This is a genomic window from Pseudomonas nitroreducens, assembly GCF_010994165.1.
Classification (GTDB): domain Bacteria; phylum Pseudomonadota; class Gammaproteobacteria; order Pseudomonadales; family Pseudomonadaceae; genus Pseudomonas; species Pseudomonas nitroreducens.
On the sequence record NZ_WMBX01000001.1, the window covers coordinates 1046036 to 1062226 of the forward strand.

Here is a 16191-nt window from a genome sequence, read left to right on the forward strand (position 1 = left end):
CGCCGTCATAATGTAGCCCCTTTTTTCTTCTCCTACATGTGGAAGGTATTGCCCGTGACCCAGAAGCCCGACCAGTGTCTCGGTGAGTGGATCGATCGTGAAGCCCTCGCGGAAGCCATGATTCCGCTGATCGGCCAACTCTACCGTAACAACAACGTGGTGACCTCGATCTACGGCCGTGGCCTGATCAACCGTTCGGTGATCGCGATCCTCAAAGCGCACCGTTTCGCCCGTCACCGCCTGGCCGAAGAAGGCGGGCTGTCGGTTCACGACACTTTCCCGATCCTCAAGGCGATGAGCGAGCTCAAGCTGGGCGCCGCTTCCGTCGACCTGGGCAAGATGGTTGCCAAGTTCAAGGCCGAAGGTAACGGTCGCAGCATCGAGCAGTTCACCAAGGACGAGCTGGCCGACGTGGTCGGCAAGCAGAACGGCGGCGCTCGCGAAGGCACCGATGTCGTCCTGTACGGCTTCGGTCGTATCGGCCGCCTGCTGGCGCGCATCCTCATCGAGAAGACCGGTGGTGGCGACGGCCTGCGCCTGCGCGCCATCGTCGTCCGCAAGGGCGCCGAGAACGATCTGGTCAAGCGCGCCAGCCTGCTGCGTCGCGACTCCGTGCATGGTCCGTTCGATGGCACCATCACCATCGACGAAGAACACAACACCATCACTGCCAACGGCAACCTGATCCAGGTGATCTACTCCAACGACCCGGCGTCGATCGACTACACCCAGTACGGCATCAAGAAAGCCCTGCTGGTCGACAACACCGGCAAATGGCGTGACGCCGAAGGCCTGGGCCAGCACCTGAAGTGCCCGGGTATCGACCGCGTGATCCTCACCGCTCCGGGCAAGGGCGCGCTGAAGAACGTCGTGCATGGCATCAACCATGGCGATATCACCGCTGACGACAAGATCGTTTCCGCCGCTTCCTGCACCACCAACGCCATCGTGCCGGTGCTGAAAGCCGTCAACGACCAGTACGGCATCGTCAACGGTCACGTCGAAACCGTTCACTCGTTCACCAACGACCAGAACCTGATCGACAACTTCCACAAGGGCAGCCGCCGTGGCCGCGCTGCGCCGCTGAACATGGTGATCACCGAGACTGGCGCCGCGACCGCTGCCGCCAAGGCTCTGCCGGTTCTGAAGGGCAAGCTGACCGGCAACGCCATCCGCGTTCCGACGCCGAACGTCTCCATGGCGATCCTGAACCTGAACCTGGAAAAAGCCACTACCCGCGAAGAGATCAACGAGTACCTGCGCCAGATGGCCATGCACTCGGACCTGCAGAAGCAGATCGACTTCGTTGCTTCCCAGGAAGTGGTCTCCACCGATTTCGTCGGCTCCCGCCATGCGGGCGTCGTCGATGCCGAAGCGACCATCGCCAACGACAACCGCGTCGTTCTGTACGTGTGGTACGACAACGAGTTCGGCTACAGCTGCCAGGTCGTCCGCGTGATGGAAGACATGGCTGGCGTGAATCCGCCGGCTTTCCCGCGCTGATCCAGGCGGTCTAGATAAACGGGAGCTCTCGGGCTCCCGTTTTTCGTTACTGGCTCCACCATAATCATCAATAAAATCTGCCAATTCCTGAACCTGGAAAGACTTCAAATGGATGGACAACATCTGCATGAAGGCGAGCTGAAGCGCGGTCTGAAGAACCGCCACATCCAGCTGATCGCCCTCGGCGGCGCCATCGGTACCGGCCTGTTCCTGGGCTCGGCCGGCGTCCTGCAATCCGCCGGCCCGTCGATGATCCTCGGCTACGCCATCGGCGGCTTCATTGCGTTCCTGATCATGCGCCAGCTGGGCGAGATGATCGTCGAGGAGCCTGTCGCCGGTTCCTTCAGCCACTTCGCGCACAAGTACTGGGGTGGTTTCGCCGGCTTCATGTCGGGCTGGAACTATTGGGTGCTGTACATCCTGGTGGGCATGTCGGAGCTGACCGCGGTCGGCAAGTACATCCAGTTCTGGTGGCCGGACTTCCCGACCTGGGCGACGGCGGCGGTGTTCTTCGTGCTGATCAACGCCATCAACCTGTTCAACGTGAAGGCTTTCGGCGAAACCGAGTTCTGGTTCGCGATCATCAAGGTCGTCGCCATCATCGGCATGATCCTGCTCGGCGTCTGGCTGCTGGTCAGCGGCGCCGGCGGCCCGCAGGCCTCGGTGAGCAACCTGTGGGCCCATGGCGGCTTCTTCCCCAATGGCTGGAAGGGGCTGATCATGGTCCTGGCGATCATCATGTTCTCCTTCGGTGGCCTGGAGCTGGTCGGTATCACCGCCGCCGAAGCCTCCGAGCCGAAGAAAGTGATCCCCAAGGCGATCAACCAGGTCATCTACCGGATCCTGATCTTCTACATCGGCGCCCTGGCCGTGCTGCTCTCGCTGTACCCGTGGGATGCACTGCTGCAGAGCATCAACAGCGCTGGCGACCCCTACAGCGGCAGCCCGTTCGTGAAGGTCTTCTCGCTGCTGGGCAGCGAGTACGCGGCGAACATCCTGAACTTCGTGGTGCTCACCGCCGCGCTGTCGGTCTATAACAGCTGCGTGTACTGCAACAGCCGCATGCTTTACGGCCTGGCCGAGCAGGGCGACGCCCCGCGCGCCTTCGCCAAGGTCGATGACCGTGGCGTACCGCTGCTGGCCATTGGCGTGTCGGCCTTCATCACCCTGGCGTGCGTCGTGGTCAACTACGTGATCCCGCACCAGGCGCTGGAGCTGCTGATGTCCCTGGTGGTCGCCGCGCTGGTGATCAACTGGGCGATGATCAGCCTGGCCCACATGAAGTTCCGCAAGGCCATGGCGGCCAAGGGCGTGCAGCCGTTCTTCCGCGCACTGTGGTACCCCTTCGGCAACTGGCTGTGCCTGGCCTTCGTGGTGTTCATCCTGGGCATCATGCTGCAGATCCCTGGCATCGACGTGTCGGTGTATGCGATCCCGGTGTGGATCGTGCTGATGGGCGCCTGCTATTTCCTGTTCAAGCGCAAGTCCCCGGCCAAGGCTGACGCCTGAGCCGGTCGGGAAACGGGAGCTTCGGCTCCCGTTTTCTTTTGGTAATGCACCTTTGCCACAGCGGAAACAGTGCGGCGGGGTGCTTGCGGTAGAATGCCCGGCGCCGCGCGCCTGCCGGCTGATGGAGAAGACCTTGTCCCGTGCAAGCCTGTTGATCGTGCTACTGGTCGCGACCTTGACTGGCTGCGGGCAGTCCATCGAACGCTTCGGTGGCCCGACCATGGGCAGCAGCTACACGGTGCAATACGTGCCGACCGGCAAGGCGCCGGACGCTGCGAAGCTCAAGGTGGAAGTCGATACGATTCTGGCCAGCCTCGACGAGCAGTTCTCGACCTACCGCGACGATTCCGTGGTCTCCCGCTTCAATGCCCTGCCGGCCGGCGCCTGCATGGCGTTGCCGGCGGACATGCTCAAGCTCTGGCGCTATGGCGAGGAGTTGTCGCAGCAGAGCGGAGGTGCCTTCGACCTGACCGTCGAGCCGCTGATGAACCTGTGGGGCTTCGGCCCGCAGTCGCGTCGCGAGCAGGTACCGGCTCCGGCCGATCTGCAGCGTGAACGCGCCCGCGTTGGCCATCAGCACCTGCGCCTGCAAGGCGAGCAGTTGTGCAAGGACGTCGACGCGCAGCTGGACTTCGACAGCATCGTCGCCGGTTACGCGGTGGATCAGGTCAGTGCACGGCTGACGGAGTTGGGCCTGACGGATTACCTGGTGGAAATCACCGGCGAGCTCAAGGCCGTGGGCCACAAGCCCGATGGCACGCCCTGGCGCATCGCCCTGGAAGTGCCCAGCGGCGAGCGCGAGCGGCAGGTGGAGCGCTCGGTGGCGGTGGACGGTTTCGGCCTGTCCACCTCGGGCGACTACCGCAATTATTTCGAGGAAGGTGGGCAGCGCTATTCGCACACCTTCGACCCGCGCACTGGCGCGCCGGTCCGGCATGCGCTGGCGTCGGTGACCGTGGCGGAAGCCCAGGCCTTGCGTGCCGATGGCCTGTCGACCCTGCTGATGGTGCTGGGGCCGGAGGAGGGCTATACCTTTGCCGAGCGCAACGGGCTGGCAGCTTTCTTCATCGTGCGCCAAGGCGAAGGTTTCGTGACCCGCGCGACGCCGCGCTTCGAAGCGCTGTTCCCGTCGCCTGAATGAAAGCTTCGGCGGGCATGATGGCGGCCCGCAGTGAGGGGCACGGCTTGTAGTGGCGGCAAAATTCGCCTACCTGCCGACCAACCGCTAATGTGCAGCCTTTTGCCGCAGGGCTAAGCTGCGCCAATGATTTCGATCCGCCTCGGCGCATGTGGTGCCGGGGCTTCGCCGGGAGCGCCAAGCGGGCGCCCCGGCCTGTTCTGAAGGAGTACGCATGGCTGTCTACAACTACGACGTGGTGATTCTCGGCACGGGCCCGGCAGGCGAGGGGGCGGCGATGAACGCCTCCAAGTACGGGCGCAAGCTGGCGGTGGTGGACAGCCGTCGCGTGGTCGGCGGCAACTGCACGCACCTGGGCACCATCCCGTCCAAGGCGCTGCGTCACTCGGTGAAGCAGATCATCGAGTTCAACACCAACCCGATGTTCCGCCAGATCGGCGAGCCGCGCTGGTTCTCCTTCCCGGACGTACTGAAAAGCGCCGAGCGGGTGATCTCCAAGCAGGTTTCCTCGCGCACCGGCTACTACGCGCGCAACCGCATCGACATGTTCAACGGCACCGCCAGCTTCGTCGATGAGCGCACCGTCGAAGTCGTCACCCCCAGCGGCGCCGTGGAGCGCCTGGTGGCCGACCAGTTCGTCATCGCCACCGGTTCGCGTCCGTATCGCCCATCGGACATCAACTTCAATCACCCGCGCGTCTACGACAGCGACACCATCCTCTCGCTGAGCCACACCCCGCGCCGCCTGATCATCTACGGAGCCGGCGTGATCGGCTGCGAGTACGCCTCGATCTTCAGTGGCCTGGGCGTGCTGGTTGACCTGATCGACACCCGTGACCAACTGCTGAGCTTCCTCGACGACGAGATCTCCGATGCGCTGAGCTATCACCTGCGCAACAACAACGTGCTGATCCGTCACAACGAGGAATACGAGCGCGTGGAAGGCCTGGACAACGGGGTGATCCTGCACCTGAAGTCCGGCAAGAAGATCAAGGCGGATGCCCTGCTGTGGTGCAACGGCCGTACCGGCAACACCGATCGCCTGGGTCTGGAGAATATCGGCATCAAGGTCAACAGCCGCGGCCAGATCGAGACGGACGAGAACTACCGTACTTCGGTCTCGAACATCTATGCCGCGGGCGACGTGATCGGCTGGCCGAGCCTGGCCAGCGCTGCTTACGACCAGGGCCGTTCCGCCGCCGGCAACATCGTCGAGCACGATGGCTGGCGCTTCGTGAATGACGTGCCGACCGGCATCTACACCATTCCGGAGATCAGCTCCATCGGCAAGAACGAGCAGGAACTGACGGTCGCGAAGATTCCCTACGAGGTAGGCAAGGCCTTCTTCAAGGGCATGGCCCGCGCGCAGATCTCCAACGAGCCGGTGGGCATGCTGAAGATCCTGTTCCACCGCGAGACCCTGGAAATCCTCGGCGTGCATTGCTTCGGCGACCAGGCTTCGGAGATCGTCCACATCGGCCAGGCGATCATGAACCAGCCGGGTGAGCTGAACACCCTGAAGTATTTCGTCAACACCACCTTCAACTATCCGACCATGGCCGAAGCCTACCGCGTAGCGGCGTTCGACGGCCTGAACCGGATTTTTTGAAATACCCCGACCGGCGGCCTGAGCCGGTCGGGGGGAACCTGCTCAGCGATTCCCGATCGTGGCAGTGGCCAAACCGGGAAAGTCTGTGATCAGGCTATCCACGCCAAAATCGGCGAGCCGGCGCATCAGGGCCGGCTCGTTGACCGTCCAGACCGACACATGCAGCCCCTGCTTCTGCGCTTTCAGCAGGCGCTCCGGGGTGCACAGCATCCAGTTCAGCGCCAGCAGATCGCAGCCGTAGTGCGCGGCGACCTTCAATGGGTCGAGCCAGGCGTATTCGGCCACCAGCCCGCGTGACAGGTCCGGCGCCAGTTCCTCCAGCGCGCGCAGCACTGTGCGCGAGCTCGATGTCACGGTAATCCGGTCGCGCAGACCGAAACGGCCCACCAACTGGTGGATGGCCTGTACCGTGCGGCTGGCACGATCCTTCGACGCGCTTTTGACTTCCAGCTGCCAGTGTTCGAACTCGCAACGCTCGAACAGCTCCGCCAGGCGCGGGATAGGGCAGGGGCGCAACCAGCCGGGGCCGCCTTCGCGGGCGTCCATGGTCACCAGGTCATCCGCCAGTTGCTCGGACACCTTGCCGCGGCGACCGGTAGTGCGCTTGAGCGTCGGGTCGTGGATGACCATCAGCTCGCCGTCGCGGGACAGGTGCAGGTCCAGCTCACAGCGCTTCACGCCGTGCTCCAGGCAGTGCAGGAAGCTGTTCAGGGTGTTTTCCGGTGCTTCGCCTTTGGCGCCGCGATGGCCATAGATCAGAGTCACTGGGGCTCCTTGGGAGTCGGTGAAAGGTCCTTGAGGTACTGCGAGCGGTGCTGGCGGACAGCATCGACCACCACCCCGCTCTCGAAATAGACGCTGAATTCGCGGTAGTCCCAGCGGGTGATCGGTGGCTTGCCCACTGCCGGGTGTTCCTCGTCCGGCAAGCCGAAGCGTTCCAGCACGGCCTTCTGGCTGTCGCCGCGGTTCGGCAGCACGATATGCGGATCGCCCTGGTCACCCACGGGTATCGAGAGGATATCGGCCGGCAGTGGCAGCGGGGTGACAAGGCTCAACAGGAGCAGCAGGTGGCGCAAGCAGATGCGTTTGTTCATTCTTCGCGGGCCTTGGCCTGCCGTCGCTCCAGTGCCTGGCGCTGGAGGATGTGACGAGCCAGCAGCTGACGCGGGGCGTCGCCGAGCATCTCGAATTCGGTGCCGATCTCGTAGTCGCCCTCGGCTTGCTGTTGGCAGTGGGTGACCTTCGCGCGCAGCAGCAGGCCCAGGCCGTGGGGTAGCAGGACGATCTTCAGCGCCAGGTCCTGGCCGACCGGGAGCGGCTGGGCATCGCGGAAGTTGATGCCGCCTTCGGACAGCGTCACCCGGCGCGCCGGGCCGATCTCGCTGAGCAGGCTCTGGGTGAGCGCCTGGGCGATCAGGTCGATGCGCTTGTTCATCACCTTGAGATAGCTGGCCAGGGGGCGGTCGCGATCGTGAATATGACGCAGCAGGTGCTGCGACTCGAAGTCGGCCAGGTGCAGGTCGCTGAGCAGATTGAACAGCGCGGAATCATCCTGAAGCACTTCTTGCGACTGGATTTCGCCCTCGCGCAGCGGGCGAAATTCCAATGCGAGCGTATCTTCAATACGATAGTATTCGCGGCGGTTATCCGCGTCTGGAGTGGACATGGCGAACCCACGGCGGCAGTGATGGTCTGAGTGTAAAGCCGCCTGCCCGGCCTCGCCACACGGAAGTCGCACGCCAGAAGGATCTGACGCTCGACGCACTCTTCATCTTCTCAATCGGCCCCTCATGTTCAGACCACTTTCCGTCTACATCGGAACGCGCTACACACGCGCCAAACGCCGCAGCCACTTCGTATCCTTCATTTCGCTCACCTCCATGATCGGCCTCGCGCTGGGCGTGGTGGTGATGATCGTGGTGCTTTCCGTGATGAACGGCTTCGACCACGAGATGCGTACCCGCGTGCTGGGCATGGTGCCCCACGCCACGGTCGAGTCCTACCAGCCGATTTCCGACTGGCAAGGCATCGCCGGGCAGATCAAGACGCAGCACCCCAACGTGCTGGAAGTCGCGCCCTTCATCCAGATGCAGGGCCTGCTCAGCGCCGGCGGCACGGTGCAGAAGGTGCTGATCAACGCCGTCGACCCGAACGAGGAGAGCAAGGTTTCGATCATCGACCAGTTCTTCCAGGAAGGGTCGCTGCAGAGCCTCAAACCCGGCGAGTTCGGCATCCTGATCGGCGACAAGGCGGCGAAGAACCTCGGCGTGAAAGTGGGCGACAAGGTCACCTTCATCGCCCCGGAAGTCTCGGTCACCCCGGCAGGCATGTTCCCGCGCATGAAGCGCTTCACCGTGGTTGGCACCTTCCACGTCGGCGCCGGCGAACTGGACGGCTACGTCGCCATGGTCCACATCGACGACGCGGCGCGCATGCGCCGCCTCAAGGAAGGCCAGGTCGAAGGCCTGCGCCTGAAGCTCGACGACCTGTTCCAGGCGCCGCGCACCGCCTGGGAAATCGCCCGCACCCTGAAGGGCAACGACTACTTCGCCCGTGACTGGACCCGCAGCCACGGCAACCTGTACCAGGCCATCCGCATGGAGAAATCGATGATCGGCCTGCTGCTGTTGCTGATCGTCGCGGTCGCCGCGTTCAACATCATTTCCACCCTGGTGATGGTCGTCACCGACAAGAAGGCCGACATCGCCATCCTGCGCACCCTGGGCGCCACGCCGGGGCAGATCATGGCGACCTTCATGGTCCAGGGCACGGTGATCGGCGTCATCGGCACCTTCATCGGCGGTGTGCTGGGCATCCTCGCGGCGCTCAACGTCAGCTCGGCCATCGCCCTGCTGGAGCGGCTGCTGGGCCACAAATTCCTCAACGCGGACGTCTATTTCATCGATTACCTGCCCTCGCAACTGATGAGCGAGGACGTGATCCTGGTGTGCAGCGCCGCGTTGATCCTGAGTTTCTTCGCCACCCTGTATCCGGCCTGGCGTGCGGCGCGCACCCAGCCCGCGGAGGCATTGCGTTATGAGTAACAACGATCAGGCCGTCCTGAGCTGCCGCGACCTCGGCAAGCGTTACGAGGAAGGCCCGCAGTCGGTCGAAGTGCTGTCCAACGTGCAACTGGAACTGCTGCCCGGCGAGCGCGTGGCCATCGTCGGCAGCTCCGGCTCGGGCAAGAGTACCCTGCTGAACATGCTCGGCGGCCTCGATACGCCCAGCACCGGCAGCGTCTGGCTGGCCGGCGAGCAACTGTCGGCGCTGAACGAGAAGCAGCGCGGCCTGCTGCGCAATCGCGCGCTGGGCTTCGTCTACCAGTTCCACCACCTGCTGCCGGAGTTCACCGCGCTGGAGAACGTCTGCATGCCGCTGCTGATCGGCAAGACGCCGATCCCCGAGGCGCGTCAGCGCGCCACGGCGTTGCTGGAACGCGTGGGCCTGGGGCATCGCCTGAGCCACAAACCGTCCGAGCTGTCCGGCGGCGAGCGCCAGCGCGTGGCCATCGCCCGCGCCCTGGTGAACACGCCCAAGCTGGTGCTGCTCGACGAGCCTACCGGCAACCTCGACCAGCACACCGCCCACGGTATCCAGGAGCTGATGCTGGAGCTGTCGCAGTCCCTGCGCACCGCCTTCCTGGTGGTGACCCACGACACCCACCTCGCCCAGCAGATGGATCGTGTGCTGCGCCTGGAGGAGGGTCGGCTGGTCGCCGCCTGAGGGATACCGGAATGTTCAGACCCCTGTCCGTCTTCATCGGCACCCGCTACACCCGGGCCAAGCGGCGCAACCACTACATCTCGTTCATTTCCCTGACCTCGATGATCGGCCTCGCCCTGGGCGTGCTGGCGATGATCGTGGTGCTCTCGGTGATGAATGGCTTCCAGAAGGAAATGCGCTCGCGGATCCTCGGCATGGTCCCCCACGCCGTGTTGCAGAAGACCAGCGGTCCGCTGGACGACTGGCAGCATGTGGCCGAGGTGGCGAAGCAGAACCCGAAGATCGTCGGCGCGGTGCCCTACACCGAGGTCGACGGCATGCTCTCCTATAAGGGGATGATGCAGCCCATCGAGGTGGACGGCGTCGACCCGGCGCTGGAAACCCAGGTGTCGATCATCGGCCAGCACATGGTTCGAGGCAGCCTGGACGACCTCAAGGCTACCGAGTTCGGTGTGGTCATCGGCGAGATCACCGCGCGGCGCTTCCACGTCAATGTCGGCGACAGCCTGCTGCTGATCGTGCCGGAGCCGAGCATGGCGCCCGGCGGAATCACCCCGCGCATGCAGCGCCTGAACGTGGTCGGTATCTTCAAGGTCGGCGCCGAACTGGACAGCACCCTGGCGCTGATCCACGTAGACGACGCCGCCAGCCTGCTGCGCTGGCAACCGGGCCAGGTACAGAGCGTGCGCATCGCCCTGAAAGACCTGTTCCAGGCGCCGGAAGTCGGTGCGGCCATCGCCAGGCAACTGGGCGACGGCTACCGCTCGGTGGACTGGACCCACACCCAGGGCAGCCTGTTCAGCGCGATGAAGATGGAAAAGACCATGATCGGCCTGCTGCTGTTGCTGATCGTTGCGGTCGCCGCCTTCAACATCATCGCCACACTGATCATGGTGGTGGCCGACAAGCGCGCGGATATCGCCATCCTGCGCACCCTGGGCGCCACGCCGAAGCAGATCATGGCGATCTTCATGGTACAGGGCACGGTGATCGGCCTGATCGGCACCGTCATCGGCTGCGTGCTGGGCGTGCTGGCGGCGTACAACGTCACCGCCATCGTCTCGACCCTGGAGCGCATCGCCGGCACCCACGTGTTCAATTCGGACATCTACTTCATCAACTACCTGCCGTCCGACCCGCAGATCAGCGATATCGTCCTGATCTGCGTCGCCGCGCTGTCGATGAGCTTCCTCGCCACGCTGTACCCGGCCTGGCGCGCGGCCTCGACCCAGCCGGCGGAATCGCTGCGTTACGAGTGATTCACCGGCCCACGAAAAAGCCGCCCCTCGGGGCGGCTTTTTCGTTTCAGGGATCACCCTAGGAGGCGAGCTTGCTCGCGAACAAACCTGTCCACGGCTCCGGGGCTTGGGCGGTTCGCGAGCAGGCTCGCTCCTGCAAGGAAGTTCCTAAAGCCCGCGCTGCAGATTCCGCAGCGCCCGGCGACGCCGCCAGCTGCGGCCGATCCACCAGCGCCAGTACCCCTCGGTGAGCAGGTAACCGAGGAGGCCGACCAGGATGCCGCAGATCACCGAGCCCAGCAGGAAGGGCTGCCAGAGCAGCGACAACTCGCCGCTGATCCATTCCCAGGTCAGGTGCTCGGGCAGGGCGCGAGCGGGGATGCCCATGACCCAGGCGCCCATCTTGTAGGTGCAGTAGAACACCGGCGGCATGGTGATCGGGTTGGTCAGCCAGACCAGCCCGACCGAGATCGGCAGGTTGGCCCGTACCCACACGGCCAACGAGGCGGCCAGCAGCATCTGCAGCGGGATCGGGATGAACGCGGCGAACAGCCCCATGCCCATGGCGCGGGACACGGAGCGGCGATTCAGGTGCCAGAGGTTGGGCGACTGGATCAGCGGTCCGAGAAAGCGCAGGCCCTTGTGGTTCCTGATGCTCTCCGGATCCGGCATGTAGCGCTTGAAGATTCGGCGCGGCATGAAGGAAATCTCTGGCAGACGGACGACGCGACATTATGCCTAGCTAGGTGACAGTCATTCGTTGCCAACTATGTCCGTGTGTAACCGCCGTCGGCCTGTCGGATCGGTAGTCGTGCGAGGCCTCGGTGGCGCTGGGGGATAAATTCGTTGCCACTTGCAGGGATGTTCGCTCTGGCCCTGGGACTGCTGGCGCTGCGCTGGCTGCCGGCGCTGCCATCCGGTTGGGTGCTGCTGCTTCTCGCATTGTGCGCTTTGCCTCTGTTGTTCACTCGCGGCTACTTCGTCGGGCTGTTCCTGCTCGGCTTCGCCTGGGCCTGCCAATCGGCCCAGTGGGCGCTGGATGACCGGCTGGCGCCGGAGCTGGACGGCCGCACGCTGTGGCTGGAGGGCAGGGTAGAGGGCTTGCCGGATCGTTCGGGGCCTTCAGTGCGCTTCGTGCTCTCCGAGGCTTCCAGCCCGCGCGCGCAGGTTCCGGCAACACTGCGCCTGTCCTGGTTCGGCGGGCCGCCGGTAGAAGGTGGCGAGCGCTGGCGGTTGGCAGTGAAGCTCAAGCGTCCCCACGGCATGGTCAACGGCGTGGGCTTCGATTACGAGGCCTGGCTCACTGCCCAGCGCATCGGCGCCACCGGCAGCGTGAAGGACGGGCAGCGCCTGGAGGCTTCCAGCGGCCCGCGCGCCTGGCGCGAAGCCTGGAGGCAACGCCTGCTGGCAGTGGACGCCCAGGGGCGCTCTGGTGCGCTTGCCGCGCTGGTGCTGGGCGACGCTTCCGGGTTGACCACGGCGGACTGGCAGGTCCTGCAGGACACCGGAACCCTGCACCTGATGGTGATTTCCGGCTCACACATTTCCCTGCTGGCGGGCCTGCTCTACGCCGTCGTGGCGGGGCTGGCGCGCCTGGGCTGCTGGCCATCCCGTCTGCCCTGGTTGCCCTGCGCCTGCCTGCTGGCTGCCAGCGGTGCCTGGGCCTACAGCCTGATGGCGGGCTTCGAGGTGCCGTTGCAGCGCGCGTGCGTGATGGTCTCCATCGTCCTGCTGTGGCGTTTGCGCTATCGCCATCGGGGATTGTGGACGCCGCTGCTGGGCGCTTTGCTAGCCGTGCTGGTGGCTGAGCCCTTGGTGGTGTTGCTGCCGGGGTTCTGGTTGTCCTACGCGGCGGTGGCTTTGCTGATCTTCGGCTTCTCCGGCCGCCTGGGGCGCTGGACGGCCTGGCGCACCTGGCTGCGTGCGCAGTGGCTGATGGCGATCGGGTTGTTGCCGGCGTCCATCGCGCTGGGCCTGCCGCTGAGCATTTCCGGTGTCGCCGCCAACCTGATTGCGGTGCCCTGGGTGGAGCTGGTCGTGGTTCCGCTCGCTCTGTTGGGCAGTCTGGCGCTGGGGGTTCCCGGCGTGGGGGAGTTGCTGCTCTGGGTGTCCGGCGGCCTGCTGGAAATACTGTTTCGTCTGCTCGGATGGATGGCCGAGCTGGCGCCCGCCTGGCAGCCGGTGGCGGCGCCAACCTGGACGCTGATACTGGCGATGCTCGGTGCGCTCCTGCTGCTGGCGCCGGCGGGAGTACCGCTGCGCTCGCTCGGGCTGGCGATGTTCCTGCCGGTGTTCTGGCCGAGCATTCCGCTGCCCGCGCCGGGCATGGCCGAGATCCGGGTACTGGACGTGGGGCAGGGGCTTTCGGTGCTGATCCGTACCCGCAGTCAGAGCTGGCTCTACGACACTGGTGCGCGCAACGGAGATTTCGATATCGGCGAGCGGGTGGTGGTGCCGACCTTGCGGAGTCTTGGCGTCGGCAAGCTCGATCTGCTGATGCTCAGCCATGCGGACAATGACCATGCCGGCGGTGCGTTGGCGGTGAAGCATTCACTCCGGCCTGCGCAGGTTATCAGTGGCGAGCCGGAAAGACTGGCGCCAGAGTTGCAGGCAAGCCCCTGTCGAATCGAGGAATGGAGGGTTGATGACGTACGCCTGTCCAGCTGGACGTGGGCAGGCGCCAGGGAAAGCAACGACCGCTCGTGCGCGCTGGAAGTCGAGGCCAATGGCGAGCGCATCCTGCTCACTGGCGACCTGCCACAATCTGCCGAACTGGCCTGGCTGGCGGCGCATCCGGCCGAGCGCATCGATTGGTTGCTGGCCGGGCACCACGGCAGCCGTAGTTCCTCCGGGCCGGCCTTCCTGCGGGCGATCCGTCCATCCACCGCGATCATCTCGCGCGGTGCCAATAACCCCTACGGCCACCCGCACCCGTCGGTCGTCGAGCGCTTCCGTACGCTGGGCATACGGATTCAGGATACGGCGGAGGAGGGCGCGCTAGTCCTGACCCTCGGTGCCCATGGCGAGCTTGGGGGAGTGCGGGAAGGCGCACATTTCTGGCAGGAAAATTGACCCTGGGGCGGTCGGCTCGTCACGGCCCCTGTGCTAGAGTGGCGCCACTTTTTTTCAGGGGATTCACCACTGTGTGGGAACTGGTCAAAGCTGGCGGCTGGATGATGCTGCCGATCTTGCTGAGCTCCGTCGCTGCCATGGCGATCGTCGCCGAACGTCTCTGGACCTTGCGCTTGAGCCGCGTGGCCCCGCCGCAGTTGCTCGGCCAGGTATGGAAGCAGATCAAGGACAGGAAGATGAACAGCCAGGCCCTCAAGGACCTGCGCGCATCCTCCCCGCTGGGTGAAATCCTCGCCGCCGGCCTGGCCAACTCCAAGCACGGCCGCGAAATCATGAAGGAGTGCATCGAGGAAGCCGCTTCCCGCGTGATCCACGAGCTGGAGCGCTACCTCAACGCCCTGGGCACCATCGCCGCCATGGCGCCGCTGCTCGGCCTGCTGGGCACGGTGTTCGGCATGATCCAGATCTTCAGCGCCTTCATGGGCGATGGCATGGCCAACGCGCCGATGCTCGCCGGCGGCATCTCCAAGGCCCTGATCACCACCGCGGCCGGCCTGATCGTGGCGATCCCCGCAGTATTCTTCCATCGTTACCTGCTGCGCCGCGTCGATGAGCTGGTCATCGCCATGGAGCAGGAAGCCATCAAGCTGGTGGAAGTGACCCAGGGCGACCGCGAAGTCGACTTCGTCGAGGAAGGCAAAGCGTGAAATTCCGCCGCAGAGCGGGCGGAGCGGCCCGCGAGGACGTCTTCATCAACCTGGCGTCGCTGATCGACGTGATCTTCGTGCTGCTGCTGTTCTTCGTGGTCGCCACCTCGTTCACCAAGCCGTCGCAGCTCAAGGTTGAACTGCCCGAGGCGGTCAGCGGCACGCCGCCCGAAGCCACCGAGATCAAGCAGCTAGAAATCTCCATCAGCGTCGAGGGTCACTACGCGCTCAACGGCCAGAGCCTGGCGCGCGACGACCTGGAAAACCTGATGAACGCCATGCAGCGCGAATCCGCCGGCGACAACAGCCTGCCGGTAGTGATCACCGCCGATGGCAAGGTGGACTACCAGTCCGTGGTCACCGCGATGGATGCCGCCGGCAAGCTGGGCTTCACCCACCTGCGCATCACCACCATCGAGTCCCGGGCGGACAAGAAGAGCCCCTGATGGCGTTCTCCGATCGCCTGCTCGACGCCTGGTACAAGGGCCACCCGGCCCTTGCCCTGTTCAAGCCGCTCGAACTGCTCTACCGGCGCATCGCCCGGGGCCGCCGGGAAGACTTCCTCTCCGGCGCCAAGCCAGCCTACCGTGCCCCCGTGCCGATCATCGTGGTCGGCAACATCACCGTCGGCGGCACCGGCAAGACGCCGATGATCCTCTGGTTGATCGAGCACTGCCGCGCCCGCGGGCTGAAGGTCGGCGTGGTCAGCCGTGGCTATGGCGCCAAGCCGCCGCAGACGCCCTGGCGCGTGCGCGCCGAGCAATCGGCGGCGGAAGCGGGCGACGAGCCACTGATGATCGTGCGCCGTTGCGGCGTGCCGCTGATGATCGACCCGGATCGCTCCAGTGCCGTGCGCGCACTGCTGGCCGAAGAACCGCTGGACCTGATCCTCTGCGACGACGGCCTGCAGCATTACCGCCTGGCCCGCGACCTGGAACTGGTGCTGATCGACGCCGCCCGTGGTCTCGGCAACGGCCGCTGCCTGCCCGCCGGGCCGCTGCGCGAACCGGCCGAGCGCCTGGGTGAAGTCGACGCCGTGCTGTACAACGGCGCGCCCAGCGACCCGCCGGGGGCGTTCTCCTTCACCCTGCAACCATCTGCCTTGATCAACCTGGCCAGCGGCGAACGCCGTGGCGTCGAGCATTTCCCCGCCGGTCAGGCACTCCATGCCCTGGCCGGCATCGGCAACCCGCGGCGTTTCTTCACGACGCTCGAGGCGCTAAACTGGCGGCCGATTCCGCATCCCTTCCCCGACCATGCGGCCTTTACCGCCGAGCAGCTGCGCTTCACGCCGGAACTGCCGCTGGTCATGACCGAGAAGGATGCGGTGAAATGCCGGTCCTTCGCCGCGCCCGACTGGTGGTACCTCGCCGTCGAAGCGCAGCCCTCGCCGGCCTTCGTCGCCTGGTTCGACGCCCAGCTCGAGCGCCTGGTCGCCCGCTGATCCGCCGTCGTAACCTGCGCTGCCAGCTTTCAATCCTTTCAAGCTCAAGGAACGCACCATGGACCCGAAACTCCTCGATATCCTCGCCTGTCCGCTGTGCAAGGGCCCGCTCAAGCTCACCGACGACAAGTCCGAGCTGATCTGCAAGGCCGACGGCCTGGCCTACCCGGTGCGCGACGGCATCCCGGTGATGCTCGAAGGCGAGGCGCGTACCCTGAACGTCGACGAGCGTCTGGACAAGTAAT

At 65.0% G+C, this 16191-nt stretch carries 15 protein-coding genes and 1 pseudogene; 12 read left to right on the top strand and 4 right to left on the bottom strand.

All coding sequences use genetic code 11. From position 1 onward, the window contains the following. Positions 1-36 precede the first annotated feature (36 nt). From GJV37_RS04980 to sthA, 4 genes and pseudogenes are all read left to right on the top strand, one after another. Positions 37-1503 carry a glyceraldehyde-3-phosphate dehydrogenase gene (locus GJV37_RS04980; protein ID WP_037007634.1) on the top strand — a complete coding sequence of 489 codons (1467 nt, stop codon included), beginning with the start codon at positions 37-39 and terminating at the stop codon, positions 1501-1503. A gap of 108 nt (positions 1504-1611) precedes the next feature. Beyond that, a pseudogene (locus GJV37_RS04985) lies at positions 1612-2970 on the top strand (amino acid permease); the annotation flags it as partial. 163 nt (positions 2971-3133) lie between these two features. Continuing rightward, a complete protein-coding gene (locus GJV37_RS04990) occupies positions 3134-4153 on the top strand; it encodes an FAD:protein FMN transferase (RefSeq protein WP_170858517.1) in 1020 nt (339 codons plus the stop codon). Between the two features lie 211 nt (positions 4154-4364). Continuing rightward, positions 4365-5759, top strand: a complete 1395-nt coding sequence (gene sthA, locus GJV37_RS04995; RefSeq protein ID WP_024766684.1) for a Si-specific NAD(P)(+) transhydrogenase — start codon at positions 4365-4367, stop codon at positions 5757-5759. A 42-nt stretch (positions 5760-5801) separates the two neighbouring features. On the opposite strand, the gene GJV37_RS05000 is transcribed toward sthA, so the two are convergent. Genes GJV37_RS05000 through GJV37_RS05010 form a run of 3 tightly spaced genes read right to left on the bottom strand, consistent with a single transcriptional unit; the run spans position 5802 to position 7425 of the window. Continuing rightward, positions 5802-6524: a glycerophosphodiester phosphodiesterase gene (locus GJV37_RS05000; RefSeq protein WP_024766683.1), complete on the bottom strand. Its 723-nt coding sequence runs from the start codon at positions 6522-6524 to the stop codon at positions 5802-5804. Further along, entirely contained in the window at positions 6521-6835 is a 315-nt protein-coding gene (locus tag GJV37_RS05005) for a hypothetical protein (RefSeq protein ID WP_024766682.1), read from the bottom strand. The genes GJV37_RS05000 and GJV37_RS05005 overlap by 4 nt, the downstream gene beginning before the upstream one ends. A 14-nt stretch (positions 6836-6849) precedes the next feature. Further along, on the bottom strand, positions 6850-7425 hold the full coding sequence (locus GJV37_RS05010) for a PilZ domain-containing protein (protein WP_170858380.1): 576 nt from the start codon (positions 7423-7425) through the stop codon (positions 6850-6852). A gap of 124 nt (positions 7426-7549) precedes the next feature. On the opposite strand from GJV37_RS05010, the gene GJV37_RS05015 reads away from it, so the two are divergent. From GJV37_RS05015 to GJV37_RS05025, 3 genes are read left to right on the top strand one after another with little or no spacing between them, the layout of a single operon-like run. Continuing rightward, on the top strand, positions 7550-8803 hold the full coding sequence (locus tag GJV37_RS05015) for a lipoprotein-releasing ABC transporter permease subunit (protein ID WP_170858381.1): 1254 nt from the start codon (positions 7550-7552) through the stop codon (positions 8801-8803). Further along, positions 8796-9485 (top strand): lipoprotein-releasing ABC transporter ATP-binding protein LolD, encoded by a 690-nt coding sequence (gene lolD / locus GJV37_RS05020; protein ID WP_024766679.1) that lies wholly within the window; start codon positions 8796-8798, stop codon positions 9483-9485. Before GJV37_RS05015 ends, lolD begins: the two co-directional genes overlap by 8 nt. An 11-nt stretch (positions 9486-9496) precedes the next feature. Next, positions 9497-10744, top strand: coding sequence for a lipoprotein-releasing ABC transporter permease subunit (locus GJV37_RS05025; RefSeq protein ID WP_170858382.1), 1248 nt, complete (start codon positions 9497-9499; stop codon positions 10742-10744). Positions 10745-10891: 147 nt separating this feature from the next. On the opposite strand, the gene GJV37_RS05030 is transcribed toward GJV37_RS05025, so the two are convergent. Then, positions 10892-11422 (bottom strand): DUF2062 domain-containing protein, encoded by a 531-nt coding sequence (locus tag GJV37_RS05030; RefSeq protein WP_024766677.1) that lies wholly within the window; start codon positions 11420-11422, stop codon positions 10892-10894. A gap of 162 nt (positions 11423-11584) precedes the next feature. Between GJV37_RS05030 and GJV37_RS05035 the strand changes: the two genes are divergently transcribed. The 5 genes from GJV37_RS05035 (at position 11585) to GJV37_RS05055 (ending at position 16190) form a co-directional block, all read left to right on the top strand. Continuing rightward, a complete protein-coding gene (locus tag GJV37_RS05035) occupies positions 11585-13795 on the top strand; it encodes a DNA internalization-related competence protein ComEC/Rec2 (RefSeq protein ID WP_170858518.1) in 2211 nt (736 codons plus the stop codon). Positions 13796-13866: 71 nt separating this feature from the next. Continuing rightward, positions 13867-14502 (top strand): MotA/TolQ/ExbB proton channel family protein, encoded by a 636-nt coding sequence (locus GJV37_RS05040; protein WP_024766675.1) that lies wholly within the window; start codon positions 13867-13869, stop codon positions 14500-14502. After that, complete coding sequence (locus GJV37_RS05045) at positions 14499-14948, top strand: ExbD/TolR family protein (RefSeq protein ID WP_024766674.1); 450 nt, start codon at positions 14499-14501, stop codon at positions 14946-14948. The genes GJV37_RS05040 and GJV37_RS05045 overlap by 4 nt, the downstream gene beginning before the upstream one ends. Next, complete coding sequence (gene lpxK / locus GJV37_RS05050) at positions 14948-15946, top strand: tetraacyldisaccharide 4'-kinase (RefSeq protein ID WP_170858383.1); 999 nt, start codon at positions 14948-14950, stop codon at positions 15944-15946. The genes GJV37_RS05045 and lpxK overlap by 1 nt, the downstream gene beginning before the upstream one ends. Before the next feature lie 58 nt (positions 15947-16004). After that, positions 16005-16190, top strand: a complete 186-nt coding sequence (locus tag GJV37_RS05055; protein WP_009621404.1) for a Trm112 family protein — start codon at positions 16005-16007, stop codon at positions 16188-16190. The last annotated feature ends 1 nt before the right edge of the window (position 16191 follow it).

Bases quoted from the DNA above. Each gene is read 5' to 3' on its own strand.
- GJV37_RS04980 (WP_037007634.1), top strand. From the start codon at position 37: ATGTGGAAGGTATTGCCCGTGACCCAGAAGCCCGACCAGTGTCTCGGT.
- GJV37_RS05025 (WP_170858382.1), top strand. From the start codon at position 9,497: ATGTTCAGACCCCTGTCCGTCTTCATCGGCACCCGCTACACCCGGGCC.
- lolD (WP_024766679.1), top strand. From the start codon at position 8,796: ATGAGTAACAACGATCAGGCCGTCCTGAGCTGCCGCGACCTCGGCAAG.
- GJV37_RS05055 (WP_009621404.1), top strand. From the start codon at position 16,005: ATGGACCCGAAACTCCTCGATATCCTCGCCTGTCCGCTGTGCAAGGGC.
- GJV37_RS05015 (WP_170858381.1), top strand. From the start codon at position 7,550: ATGTTCAGACCACTTTCCGTCTACATCGGAACGCGCTACACACGCGCC.
- GJV37_RS05030 (WP_024766677.1), bottom strand. From the start codon at position 11,422: ATGCCGCGCCGAATCTTCAAGCGCTACATGCCGGATCCGGAGAGCATC.
- GJV37_RS05035 (WP_170858518.1), top strand. From the start codon at position 11,585: ATGTTCGCTCTGGCCCTGGGACTGCTGGCGCTGCGCTGGCTGCCGGCG.
- sthA (WP_024766684.1), top strand. From the start codon at position 4,365: ATGGCTGTCTACAACTACGACGTGGTGATTCTCGGCACGGGCCCGGCA.
- GJV37_RS05010 (WP_170858380.1), bottom strand. From the start codon at position 7,425: ATGTCCACTCCAGACGCGGATAACCGCCGCGAATACTATCGTATTGAA.
- lpxK (WP_170858383.1), top strand. From the start codon at position 14,948: ATGGCGTTCTCCGATCGCCTGCTCGACGCCTGGTACAAGGGCCACCCG.
- GJV37_RS04990 (WP_170858517.1), top strand. From the start codon at position 3,134: ATGGAGAAGACCTTGTCCCGTGCAAGCCTGTTGATCGTGCTACTGGTC.